Annotated in this window: 6 protein-coding genes; all 6 read right to left on the reverse strand. The window is 32.5% G+C overall.

The genetic code is table 11. The features are described 5' to 3' along the window. Positions 1-202: 202 nt before the first annotated feature. Positions 203-3,478, reverse strand: a complete 3,276-nt coding sequence (locus D0T08_RS06080) for a WD40 repeat domain-containing protein (protein ID WP_116981714.1) — start codon at positions 3,476-3,478, stop codon at positions 203-205. 120 nt (positions 3,479-3,598) lie between these two features. Beyond that, on the reverse strand, positions 3,599-6,511 hold the full coding sequence (locus D0T08_RS06085) for a WD40 repeat domain-containing protein (RefSeq protein ID WP_147322718.1): 2,913 nt from the start codon (positions 6,509-6,511) through the stop codon (positions 3,599-3,601). 1 nt (position 6,512) lies between these two features. Beyond that, positions 6,513-8,135: an ATP-binding protein gene (locus D0T08_RS06090; RefSeq protein WP_116981716.1), complete on the reverse strand. Its 1,623-nt coding sequence runs from the start codon at positions 8,133-8,135 to the stop codon at positions 6,513-6,515. Continuing rightward, entirely contained in the window at positions 8,132-9,913 is a 1,782-nt protein-coding gene (locus D0T08_RS06095; RefSeq protein ID WP_116981717.1) for a hypothetical protein, read from the reverse strand. Before D0T08_RS06095 ends, D0T08_RS06090 begins: the two co-directional genes overlap by 4 nt. Positions 9,914-9,924: 11 nt before the next feature. Beyond that, positions 9,925-12,870, reverse strand: a complete 2,946-nt coding sequence (locus tag D0T08_RS06100; protein WP_116981718.1) for a hypothetical protein — start codon at positions 12,868-12,870, stop codon at positions 9,925-9,927. Next, positions 12,867-14,471: an ATP-binding protein gene (locus tag D0T08_RS06105; RefSeq protein WP_116981719.1), complete on the reverse strand. Its 1,605-nt coding sequence runs from the start codon at positions 14,469-14,471 to the stop codon at positions 12,867-12,869. Before D0T08_RS06105 ends, D0T08_RS06100 begins: the two co-directional genes overlap by 4 nt. Between the last annotated feature and the right edge of the window lie 2 nt (positions 14,472-14,473).

Raw genomic sequence — 14,473 nt, forward strand, 5'->3', positions numbered from 1 at the left:
GTAAACGAATACCAAACCAGAGACGAACTCTTTGGCCTTGTCCTCTGAATTTTGAATTTGGAAGCCAATAGTTTTTTAGTAAGTCTATAGGCTATCAATTATGAATCTATTACCAAGTTATTCCAGCATTTTTATGAATATTGCCCGTTCAAAACAAGGCAGTTGCTCTCCAACAAGCCATGAAATAACTCATACTAAAGGCTTAATGCTTTTTACCAAGGTGCTTTTGTTTTGTTGGAGTATATTTAGCAGTAGCAGGTTTATCTTTTATCCCATATTTTTCTTTAATTTCCTCATCCAGTGGCAGTAAATATTTATCCCCAAAAACCTTTTTCCATTCTTCTATTTCTTCATAGGTATAGTCTAATGGTTCACCATCCCCATAGCTAAAAAGGTCTCCCTGTTGCTCTTGTAAGTCTGTTTTGATGATGGCTTTGCCTGAGGCTACGTAGAGGTATTGATTGTCAACTATTTCTGCCTGTATTGGCTCTTTATTGACCCATAGGGTTTGGAGAATTTTACCTGTAGCAATTTCGTAGGTTTTTACTTTGTGGTTCGAAAAAACTACTAATAATTGACTATCCGATGAAAAGTTTACATAACTAATCTTCTCCTCTGATTTTAAAAAGTCATATACTTTACCTGAATCTATTTCCCAGATTTTAGATTTCTTATTGCCATCTATAATAAAAAGCCAGTTACTGTTATCGGATATATCCATAAAAGTAATTTCCTCTTCAGGCTTCAAAAAATAAGGCACTTTACCAGTTCCTGATTCCCATATTTTGTATTTACCATCGGCCATTTTTCCATATAACCATTTACTATCGACTGAAAAATGTACATCTTCAAACTCTTTCTCTGTCTTTAAAAAATCCGGCACTTTACCAGTTTTTACTTCCCAAATTTTGTACTTACTATTAGTACTTGAAGTAATTAACCATTTACTGTCTGTAGAAAATTCTATATTGTAAATATTTCCTTCTGATTTTAAAAAATCATACATTTTACCTGTTTCTATTTCCCATATTATACATTTATCGCTTAAGTCACTCGTATAGAGCCATTTACTATCCGGAGAAAACACAACATTCCAGATATCCTGTTCTGATTTCAAAAAATCATACTTCTTATCTGTCCCTATTTCTCTTAGCGTATATTTATCATCTTTGCCTTTCATATAAACCAATCTATTATCAGGAGAAAAGTGCACATCACTAGTTTCCTCTTCTAACTTCAAAAAATCTGAAATTTCACCTGTATTTAAATCGAATATTTTATGATTGTAATATTGACCCTCTATACGCAGCCATTTATTATCAGAGGAGAATTCTACACCTGTAATCTTCTTTTCTGTTTCTAAAAAATAAGGTATTTCACCCGTACTTAAATCCCAAATTTTATGTTCATGATTATGATAATATATATGAAGCCATTTACTATCAGTAGAAAAATCTATCTGCCTAATTCCTTTTTCTGTTATTGTTTCTAAAAAATAAGGTATTTCACTTGTATATAAATCCCAGATTTTATATTTTAGTTTAGAGTCTATCGTATATAGCCAGTTATTGTCAGGTGAAAAATCCATATGCCTAATAGACTCCTCATTTTTCAAAAAACTAGTAATTACATTTATGTCTAAGTCCCATATTTTACAATTTCCCTTAAAATCCATTGTATATAATCTTTTATTGTCTGAAGAAAAAGACATAAAAAAAACCTCTCCTTCTGACTTTAAGAAATCAGGAGGGTTACCTGAACTCAAATTCCATATCATACGATTATAATTTACACCTATTGCAGACAGCCACTTACTGTCTGATGAAAAAAGAACACTTTCTATTCTATCATCATAACTCAGAAAATCATATTTCTTACCACTCCCTAATTCCCATATAATACATATATGATTATCTCCTTTCATCAACAACCACTTACTGTCTGGCGAAAAAGAAACTTTGTAATACCCTTCTTCGAGTTCCAAAGAATCATAAACTTCTCTCGTCTCTACTTCCCATATTTTATATTTATTATCCTCAAGTTCAGTATACAACCACTTACTGTCAGGGGAAAAAGATGCATTGTCAATCGATTCTTCGGAATTAAGAAAATCATAAACCTCTCCGGTCTCCAATTCCACTATTTTATCTTTAATACCAACATAGAGCCACTTACTATCAGGTGAAAAGTTTAGGTATGATGTCCCTGCTTCCATCTTCAAAAAATCGTGAATTTTACGCATATTTAGATTCCATATTTTAGAATTATTTTTAACGTCTTTAATATGCAACCATTTACTGTCAGGCGAAAAATCTATATGTTTAATCTGCTCTTCCGTCGTCAAAAAATCAGGAATTTTGCCAGTACCTAAATCCCATATTTTAGATTTACTGTTAATATCTTTAATATGAAGCCATTTACTATCTGATGAAAATTCTACAGCATTAATTTCTTCTTCTGTCTGTAAAAATTCAGGGACTTCACCTTTACCTAAATTCCATATCTTATATTTGTTTTTTACATCTTTAGTATACAACCACATATTATCTTTAGAGAAAAATATATCGCTAATTCCTTCTTCTGTCTTCAAAAAATCATAAACTTTATTCTTTCCTAATTCCCATATTCTGTATTTTTCAGTAATATCTTTGATATACAACCACTTACTGTCTAATGAAAAAGATACTTTACTAACATCTAATTCTATATTTAAAGAATCATAGACCTTGCCCGTTTCTGCTATCCATATTTTAGATTTACAATTAGCATCTCTGGTATAAAACCACTTGCTATCTGAAGAAAAAACCACATCAATAATCCCTTTTTCTGACTTTAGAAAGTCATAAACTTTATTCTCACTTATTTCCCATAATTTATGCATATCGTTTTCATCTTTTAGTATCCAAATCTTAAGATCCGGAGAGATAGTAATTAAAACATTCGCATAAATTGCCTGTGGAATCTGAGTTTTTTTCCTTTCCCGAAATTGATGCCCATTACTATTATTAAAAATCAAAGAGTCTTGTTCCTTAATTATTTTTTTTGTTTTTTCATCTTGTGCCTTGTCCATTGCCTTTTCCAACAACCGCAAACCTTGTATTGGGTTTAACTTCCCCGCCTCAGATGACCAGTAGAGAGCGGTAGCATTTTCGGTAGCTATCCGGGCTTTTTTTTCACCCTGGATTGCATTCTTTTCATCTTGTATTGCTTTTTTCAACCTGCCTTCTATATCAGAAAAAATCTTATTTCTTATTTCCTTTATTTTATTCTTTTGAACTTTATCATTATCAGTCAGGTAATTTTCGGCATCATCTAAATTACGGAGTGCTTTCTGATATTTATCATTATCGCTGGTTTCAAGAATTTTATTTACATTTTGCATAATGCAATCAAAATCAGTGCATTTCTCTTTTTGCCCAAATACAGTAGAGCCAAACAATAGCAATGTAATAATCAAAAGTACATTCAATAGTTTCATGTCATTTACAATCAGATTTTCTTCACATTTTAAATAGTTAATTTCCCGTCGTCGAACTGGGGCAATTATCCGTGTTATCCAAGGCGGCACTTACTTTTCTTACTATATTTGCATAGTCAGTTATTTCTTGATACGAACAACACCCTTTTTATTAGGGTGTTCTTGTTTCGATGGAGCGGTTTTAGCCATAGCAGGTTTATCTTCTATCCCATACTTTTGTTTAATCTCCTCATCCAAAGGCAATAAATATCTATCTCCAAAAACCTTTTTCCACTCTTCTATTTCTTCATAGCTATAATCTAATGGTTCACCATCCCCATAGCTAAAAAGGTCACCTTTTTGCTCTTGCAGGTCTGTTTTGATTACGGCTTTGCCAACTACAACATATAAGTAGCGGTTATCAATAATTTCAGCACTTGTGGTCTTTTTATTTACCCAAAGTGTTTGAATCATTTTACCTGTACTCATTTCATATGTTTTTACTTTGTGTTTGGATTCAATAACTAATAATTTATTATCTGTTGGAAAATCCACATTACTGATATCCAATTCTAATTTTAGAAAATCAGGAACTTTATTAGTTGAGATTTGCCATATTTTGCATTTACCCATAATGTCTTTCGTGCATAACATTTTGCTGTCGGAGGAAAAATCTATGTAATTAATCCCTTCTTCTCCTTTTAAAAAATCATACATTTTACCTGTTCCTATTTCCCATAGCTTAGAGTTATAATTAAAATCTCTAGTATACAATAGCTTACTGTCTGGTGAGAACAATACATAATTAATTCCTTCTTCTCCCCTTAAAAAATCATACATTTTACCTGTTCCTATTTCCCAGAGCTTAGTGTTACCTTTAGCATCTCGCGTATATAACAGTTTACAATTAGGTGAGAAATGACTATATCGAATCTCTTTTTCTCCTATTAAAAAATCATATACCCTGCCTGTGCCAATTTCCCTAAGTTTAGAATTATCCATAATATCTCTCGTATACAATAGCTTATTGTCTGGCGAAAAATGCATATAATCAATCCCTTCTTCTAACTTAAAAGAATCAGAAACTTTGTCTGTTCTTATTTCCCATAGTTTACCGTTACCATTAATATTCCTCGTATATAATAGCTTACTATCTGGTGAGAAATGTAAATAGTTAATCTCTTTTTCTCCTTTTAAAAAATTATGTTCCCTACCTGTATCTATTTCCCATAGTTTATAGTTGCCCTTAATATCTGCCGTATACAATAGCTTACTATCTGGCGAAAAAATTGCATAACTAATTTCCTCTTCCGACTTTAAAAAATCATAAATTTTACCTGTTCGTACTTCCAATAGTTTAGAGTTGCCTTGACCATCTTTCATATATAACAGTCCACTGTCCGGTGAAAAATTTACATAATCAATCCATATTTCTGATTTAAAAAAAATAGGGGCTTTAGTCATTCCTATTTCCCATTGTTTATAATTATAATCAGCATCCATAGTATACAATATCTTTTCGTCTGGCGAAAACCTAATATAACTAATCGCTCTTTCTCCTCTTAAAAAATCATACACTTTACCTGTTTTGATTTCCCATAATTTACAATTATTATAGACATCCATTGTATATAATAATTTATTGTTTGGTGAAAAACTTACAAAATTGATCCACTTTTCTCCATTTAAAAAATCATACACTTTACCTGTTCCTATTTCCCTTAGTATACAATTATTATTGGAGTCCCTAGTATATAATAACTTATTATCTTGTGAAAAAAATACATTTATAATTTCCCCTTCCAACCTCAAAAAATCAGGAGCTTTACCCGTTTCTATTTCTCTTATTTTACCATTACCTTTAATATCCCTCGTATATAACAGCTTACTGTCTGGAGAAAAAAAAGCATAATTAATTCCATTTTCCCCACTTAAGAAATCATACACTTTACCTGTTCCTATTTCTCTTAGTTTAGAGTTACCATTAATATCTTTTGTATATAATATTTTGCCATTTGGTGAAAAGTACCCCAAGCTAATACCATTTTCTCCACTTAAGAAATCATACATTTTATCTATTCCTATTTTCCTTAGTTTAGAGTTATTCATAATATCTATCGTATACATTAACTTATTGTCAGGCGAAAAACTCACATAATTAATCTCTCCTTCTGACTTCCAGAAATCAGGAACTTTACTTGTTTCTATTTCTAATAATTTACCGTTACCATTAACATCTCTCGTATATAATAGCTTGCTATCTGGTGAAAAAAGTATATAAGTAATCCCTTTCCCCAAATTCAAAAAATTATACATTTTACCTGTTTGTATTTCCCAGAGTTTAGAGCTACCTTTTATATCTGTAGTATATAACAGTTTATTATCTGGTGAAAAATTCACGTAATTAATCCCCTTCTCTGACCTTAAGAAATCATACACTTTACTGGTTCCTATTTCCCATATTTTAGAATTCCCCTGAATATCTCTCATATATAATAGCTTACCATCTTGTGAAAAGGTTGCTACATTACTTTCTACATTACTTTCAACATCAAATAATTGAACTCTTTTCTTTTCTTCAAATTGATGATAATTACTATAAATAAATATGGAAGAAATTTGGCCTTTTATCATTTTTATCACTTTTTCATCCTGTGTTTTGCTCACGGCCCTCTCCAACAATCTTAACCCTTGTATAGGGCTCAACTTCTCTGCCTCTGATGACCAATACAAAGCCGTTGCATTTTCAGTAGAGGTCTGGGCGTTTTTTTCATCTTGCAATGCTTTTTTTAATCTTGCTTCTATATCAGAAAAAATCTTATTTCTTATTTCCTTTATTTTATTCTTTTGAGCTTTATCATTATCAGTCAGGTAATTTTCGGCATCATCTAAATTACGGAGTGCTTTCTGATATTTATCATTATCGCTGGTTTCAAGAATTTTATTTACATTTTGTATAATGCAATCAAAATCAGTGCATTTCTCTTTTTGCCCAAATACAATAGAGCCAAACAACAGGAGAGTAAGAATCAGAAGTAAGTTAAATGGTTTCATGTCATTTACAATCAGATTTTTGATAGCGATCAATCGTATTTTTTACATTAGCTATAAAAAGTTTATTATTTTTATAAAAAGTAGAACTAGATTTTCTTTTCATTTCAAATAATTTATTTACCATCATAGAATCAGGGCAATTATCAGGGTTATCTAATATAGAATTTACTCTTCTTAAGATAACTTCATAATCCGTTATGTCTTTCTGAACTAATGCTTTTTGTGCTTTTTCTTTTTCTTCATCGGCTTGTTGTTTACTACGATAAGCATAATAACTCAGTAAAAAAGAGCCAATAAATAATAACACTAATAGAATCTGTAGCCCCATAATTAATAACTTCCTGTTCCTAAGTACTTTTCTGCTTTTCTCAACATACAAAGCCGTTTCTTCATCAAAATTGGCTATGTCTTTTACTTCATCATATCTTTTAATCATATTGGTATCTAATCGACTTTCTTGGCTTTTACTAAAAGAGATATTCTGAATCAGGTTTTTAATGAGTCTTTGTTGGGCATTTCGCTGGTTGTCTATAATGGTGGCTAAAATATCGTGTGCCAATTCAAAATATTTATCGTCACGCCGTATCAGACGAGCATCTTCTAGCAATTTTAAACAGGTAAACAATTTATCATCTTTTAGCCTGTTTTCAAAATTAAACGAAGTAAGCAATGGTCTTTTTGTTCCGTCCGGGGTTACAAAATAGTCTAATATCCACCTCACCTCATGTGGTTTAATCTCCAATTTCCCTGCTATATTCTCTTCTTGATTTGCCAGATAAATGTCGAGTACATTTTTTACATCCTTAACTTTATCAATGATATCTCGGTCAAGGTGTACAGGTGGCGGGATTATCCCCCATTCCTGCTGTTTGTATTGTTTTTTATAAGCCTGCTCCCAAAGCTGAGACAGGTATACCTGCAGATAAGCCAGTTGGCTTGTGGCATTACCCTCCAATAGATTCTTAATGACTTGTTCTTTAAGGCCTGGAGAGTCTGTAGTGATTTCAAAATGCGTAAAAGTACCACTGATGACATCTCTTAATTTCTGGGCATTCATGGCCTCTACTCTTATCTTAAAATCAAACAGATTAGGCAGGTATTGTTCGTATTCATATAGCCGCCCCAGATATTCTTCTCTGGTTATTAGGATAATTTTGCAGGGTAAATTTCTTTTCAGAAGCTGGTTTAAACTATTAAAAAAAACGATTTTCTCATCTGATTGCTCTGTGGTATTTTCGGTAGTGTTTAAGGTGAATATTTCTTCAAACTGATCAAAAATAAGGTATACTGGGCGAGAGTAAGTAATAAAAACTTCATAAACCAATTCACCTAAATCATGAATCGTTTTTGAATTTTCAAGTACGCTACTTAAGGCTTTATGCATGCTTTCATTGATAGATTCTCCCTTTCTTATCACGAAGGGGTGCCAGTCCGGCCCATCATAATACTGAGACAACCCGCATTGTACCAGACTGGTTTTGCCTGTTCCCGAAAACCCGTACAACAAAACCATTGAGGACATACGTAGTTGTTGATACAGCAGCTTTTCTTCTGTTTTTCTTCCAAAAAACGATAGCTTATCTGCTAGTGTATAGGCATCTAAGAATTTAAAAGGGCTTTTCATAAGCAGCGTTTTTTGAGAAGTTCAAGATATTGTTTCCACTCACTGCTTATTTCAAGGTAAGCCATGTTTTGATAGTCAATATGGTTGCTTCCTTGTTCATTCTCCAAGTAAAACAATTCTTTATTGATGTTTACTGCCCCGGTTATCAGATGCCTGTATTGGAGGTGCATCTCATCAGTATTTTTTATTCTATTAAAGACCAACAAATCAGATACCGTTGCTTTTTCTATAAACAGTGTATTATCAATCAGGAAAGGAGTAAGATTCAGATAGGTCTGTATCTGCTGAATTTCATCTTTATGCAAAACTATAGAGGCATGATCAAGATAATAGTCTTTTAATACTTCATAGTCTTTATTCGGTTCAAGCCCACTCCATTGTTGTTTATAAAGAGAATGTTTAAATTGCGGGAGAGACTGACGTCTACGATTCACGTAAATCAATTCAATAGAAGTAAGGCGGTACCTTGCCAAAAATGTGATATAGGTAAACATTTTGCTTAACCTTATTTCTGCCAGTTCAACTAAATAAGCGGCTTCTTCATCGCTCAGTTTGTCAGTTGAAAGTTTCTCAAAATAACTTCCCAATTCAAAAAAATCAGATCCATTTTTATCTTCAAAGGCTACTATTTCCTCTATATACAAATCATCTTTATAGTCTTTTAAGATATTTATCCACTTTTCAAGCGAAGCAATCGTTGATAGATTTACTGAAGTAGAATAGATATTGCATAAGGACGATAAGCTTTGTTTATTAAAAGATATAGTGTCTGTCAGTAGCAATCGATATAACTCAGCTTGAGTAATAGCAAATAAAATATCTACAATTGTCTGACTTGTTCTGACTAACTCACCTATACGATGTTTATCAGGCTTATTATAAAAAAAACCTGTTTGTCCTTCCTTATCGGCAATACTTTCGGAAGAATCAAGGCGTTGAAGCCTCTTACTGAGAGAGTAAGGGAAGGCCTCGAAAATGCATTTTTTGTAAGGATTTATATTAGGAATAGCCCTGTCTTTTTTTAGTCGGGTTTCAATTTCAACATTATATCCTGCTAATTCTCTGATTAATGTTTTGAAAAGCCTTGAATTTGGGGTGTAATTTTCGCTATGATATGTAATTAATAGTTGGGAAAAATGCTGTTCTTTCTGGCCAGGACTTGCTCTGATATAAATATCCTTTATTTGGTTTTCAAGGAATTGTTCTTCTGCTTCAAGAAAACGGCCAATTTCTAGGTTTTCACTACCTATATTAGTCTGAATAATCTTTATTGCCATTTCAAATGCTTTATGAACAGCCTTACCAAAAATGATGAGTTGTTCCACAAATGTTATGGCAAATTCATAAGCCATTTTATCAGCAATTCTTCTCTCGGTTGCTATGATAACCGGAATCCGGTATTTACTTTGCTTGAAAGTTTTCGGAAATTCGGGTATCCATGCTTCAGTTGAGCATCCATTCAGAAAAACAAGTTTAAGATTCGGACATTCACTTAATAATTTAATTAGCCCTGTTCTATTGGCGGGTTCACCTTCTGTAAGAAGCTTATCTCCGGCCGAATGGCCACCATAGTAAAACCAGTAAAGACGTTCTCGTTCAATTTCATTTTTCAGAATGTCAATCAATTCATCTCTGGTTTTTATTAATTTAAGGTCAAAATCATCTTTTAAATCCTGTCGGTTTCTGAGTAAATAAGATACTTCTAATAATTCTAATTCCAGAAAAGGTAAATCCTGAAAGGCATTCGCAAAACAGAGCAGATATAATGGTTTTAACATAGACAATATTCTTATTTTTTTATTCCATATTTTTCTTTAATTTCCTTATCTAGCGGCATCAAATATTGACTTCCAAATACACCTTTCCAGTCTTTAATTTCTTCGTGAGTATAATCTAAAGGCTCGCTATCTCCATAGCTGAAAAAGTCTCCCCGTTGTGCATGCAAATCCATTTTTATAATAGCTTTACCTACTGCTACATATAGATATTGATTTTTTATAATCTGAGCCTGCGTTGGTTTTTTATTAACCCAGAGTGTTTGGATAGGTTTAGCTAGATTAGCAAGTTCATAAGTTTTTATTTGGTGGCCCGTTAAAATTGTGAGATATAGACCATTACCAGAAAAAGTGGCACTATGAATTTGATTTTCATTCTTTAGAATCTCTTCTTTTTTAGATAAATCCCATATTTTATATACCTTTTTATCATCATTTTCATGATGTTTTGTAATCATATACTTATTATCTGCCGAAATCATTGCTTTATAAATATTCTCATATTTTTTTATTAAGGTAGGATTTGACTTAGTAGTTAAATCCCAGATTTTATGAACATCTCGTTTATTACTTGTAATTAACCATTTGCTATCTTTTGAAAATGTTGCATATATAATAGACTCTTTGCTAAAAAAATCATATTGCTTCTTATCAGCCCAATTCCAGATAGTTTTATAATCGTCGGTCATATTTGTGGTAATGAGCCATTTTTTTTCAAGCGAAAATGTAGAATCTATTGTTTTTTTTGATTCAAATTTATCAGTCACTAGATTAAAAGAGCTATAGCCTCTATTAAGAATATGCTTTATATTAATCCATTGGCCATTTATAGAAAATTCCGCTTTCTCAACACCATTAGGATTAAAATGGCTATTTCGAGTGAGAGTTGAATCCCAGAGTTCGTAGCTATTATCCGATTTTGTTATAAGTAACCATTTATTGTCGTTAGAAAATTTAGCATCTGTACTTGTAGGCAAAATTTTTCTTGACAATGAATCCCAAATGTCAGACCTTCCGTTCTTATATTTTGTAGCCACCCATTTATTATCAGTAGATATGGTAATACTTTCAATATCTGAATCCGCAATGACTAATGAAGAAGTTTTAGTATTGTTTAAATCCCAGAATTTACACTTGGTATAACTGTCTATAGTAATCAGACTATTAGATTCTTTGCCAAATACTATATTCGTGAATTTTTCTCTGTCGTCTAAAAAAACGGCTTTTTTAATAGTATCAGCTACACTCCAGAATTTATATTCATTATTCTGGTTTTTTGTAATTAACCATTTATTATCTTCTGATAACTTACACTCACTAATTCCTTTAGCATTCTCCGGAAAGCCATTTTTATTCAGTAAACTCTTTAGCGAAATTTTATCGCCTTGTTTTATAATAAGCCATTTATTATCTTTCAAAAAGTCAGCACTTTGTAAATTTCCTAAATTTTCTACTAAAAGAGGGTTCTTGCCATTTTTCGAAATATTCCATATTCTGTATAGTCCGCTCTTATTTCGGGTAATAGCCCAATTGTCGTCTGAGGAGATCTTGACAAAATCTACCATGTAATCTACAAAGGTTTCTTTTTCCAGATTATTCGATACATCCAAAAGATAAAAACCCTTAGTATTATCTGGAACAATTATCCATCTGAAGCCTGAAGAAGATTTGGGTTGGTTCTCAGGCTTTCCAGTATCTAACAGATTCCAAGCTTTATATTCCCCATTAATCCAAGCCATCATCCATTTACTGTCTTTAGAGAATTCAGCATTAAAAAGCGTGTCATTATTAGCTGAGAATTTGATTTCTTTACTATTATCTGATAATTGCCAGATAGTAGACTCGTACTTTTTTCCTCTGGTAATCAACCATTTATTATCTCCTGAAAAACTGTGGGTTCTGATACCTTTTTTCTTGCATAAACTATCTTTTGCATTTTTCTGATTACAAAACAGAAAGTCCTGGCTATTTATATCCCGTGTAATCAACCATCTGCCATCTTTAGAAAAATCTACATAATTTTTTTCATTTTCAAAGTATTTTTTTCTATTCAGCAAGTCCCAGACATTGTATCTATCTTCACCATTTTCTTTTATTGACCAGATTAAGTATTTATTGTCAGGCGAATAAGAAATGTCTTCAATTGCCGTTTTCGCTTTTATAAATTCAAGTTCTTTTTCAGTTGACAAATCATACACTTTATATTTTTGAATGGTATCATGTTCTATAGTAATCAGGCATTTGCTATCAGATGAAAACTTAGTAAAGACAATGCTTTCTTTCTTTAAGAAATCAGGTTTTTTTTTATTCTTAATATCCCATATCTCATATTTACCGTTACTAAGCTGAATAATAAGCCACTTACAATCTGACGAGAATGCATATTCATTGATATTTATTCTGTTCGAATATAACAAAAAGCTACTTCGTTCCTGAAATTGACCATAATTGCTGGTATTAAAAATAAGAGACTCTTGTTTTTTAATGGCTTCCAGTGTTTTTGTATCATTTGTTATTCCCTTTGCTTTTTCCAATAAGCCCAGACCTTGCATTGGGTTTATACTCACCGATTCAGATAACCAATAGGTAGCAGTAGCTTTATTAGAAGCTTTTATGGCGGCTATTTTTGCTTGATTAGCTATCTTAATCTGCATTTTAAGTTTAACACTTTGAATATTAAGGGCTGTGTTTTGACTATCGAGTTTTTCCTTCTGTTTGGTTATTTTTTCAAATAAATCATTAATCCTTTTTTTAACATCTTCCTGTGCATTTTTTGCTTTTAAACAGTTCTTGGCAGCTACAAGTGCAGAAAAATATTTGTTTAATGCCAGAATATAGGCACTATCTTTTTCAAATTGGGTACCTTGCTTTATCAGATTATCCAATTTATTACAATCACCATTTTGACCCAAAAGCCAAAAGCTGTTCAGGAGTAATAGAATAGTATATAAGTACTTCATTTCTTCATATATGAGTTATATTTACCTATCAAATCTGTGATTTCAGGATTATTAGGGGATAGACTATCTGCTTTCATTGCTTTTTCCAGAGCAAACTCAATATCATTACTTGCCTCATAGGTTTTTGCATCCTGTATAAGCTCTTTGGCTTTTTGTTTATTGTTTTTTTTTAATAAATCAAAAGCATATATGGCTGCAAGAAAGGCGACCAAAAAAAGTACTCCAGCAACGATAGCTATATTTTTCCGGGCTTTACTTGTTTTTTCTTTCTCCAGTTTGTCATTCTCATTTTCTCTAAGGCTATCTTCTATATAATCAATAATGTATTGTTCCTCTTTAAGCTGTGCATCAATTTCATTCTTAAACTTATCATAAAGCTCTACGTTCTGCTCATTCAGATAGCCTTTTTTATTATTGCGTTCAAACAACTGATAATTAGTTCTGAAACTGTGGATTAAATTATTAATAAGCCGTTGCTCACTGGTTCTTTTCTTTTCCAGTATAGCCGCAAGGGTATCATGTGCAAGCTCAAAGTATACTTTATTCTGGCTTACCAGACGTGCTTTTTCCAGAGCCTTTAAAATATCCTTGTCTTCGGTTTTATCTTTGATTTTATCTTTTTTCCGAGGGCGTTTTGTCCCATCTTCCGTCACGAAACTGTCTAAGATTCCCTCAATTGTTTTTGTTTCTACCTTTAATTCAGAAGCTGTATTTTGTATGGTTTCATTGACGTACTTTTCCAGAATATTTTCAATTTTCCCGACAAACTTAAGGGTATCGTCAGTGATAGTAACCGCTGGCAAAGCCTCTTCAGAATGCTCTTGCGTTGCATCATTACTATAGGCATAATCCCATAAACGAGAGAGATATACCTGTAAATATGCCAACTGGCTGGTGGCATTGCCTTCAATCAAATTGGTTTGTATCTGTTCTTCTATGCTTTCACCACTGCTAATATTAAATCTTTTAAACGATTTCGTGATTACTTCCTCTACATCAGACGGTTTCATGGACTCTATACGCGCCCTGAAATCAAATAAAGTGGGGAGATACCATTCATACTTATACAGTTCGCCTAAAAACTCTTCTCTGATAATAAAAATTATTTTAACGATACCGATTTCCGATAAAGACTTAATGGTTTTTAAAAGCTGTGCTAGTTCTCCTATTTCTCCATCTGCATTTAACCCGTTTTTTTTATCTGCCAAGGTAAATACCTCTTCAAACTGGTCTAAAAACAAATAAATTGGCCGGTAATATTTGCGATAAATGTCTTTTACGTATGCTACTATATCAGTACTCTGTTGATCAAGTTTTATTTGCTGTAAAGCCGCCAGAATACTCTGATTGAAATTTCCGTTTCTGGTTACGAACAACGGTATCCAATCGGGCATACTGTATTTCCGGCTTAATCCACACTGAATAAGACTTGTTTTGCCTGTGCCGGATGGGCCATATACCAAAACAATATTACTTGCAGATAGTAGCTCGTATAGCTTATGCTCTTCATCGGTTCGGCCATAGAAAAGGTCAATGTCACTCCCCCGATAAGGTGCCAGAAATTTAAAGGGGTTCTTTATTGGAGAGGGTTCAATCGTCATTT

The organism is Emticicia sp. C21 (assembly GCF_003418935.1).
In the GTDB taxonomy this organism is placed as follows: Bacteria; Bacteroidota; Bacteroidia; order Cytophagales; family Spirosomataceae; genus Emticicia.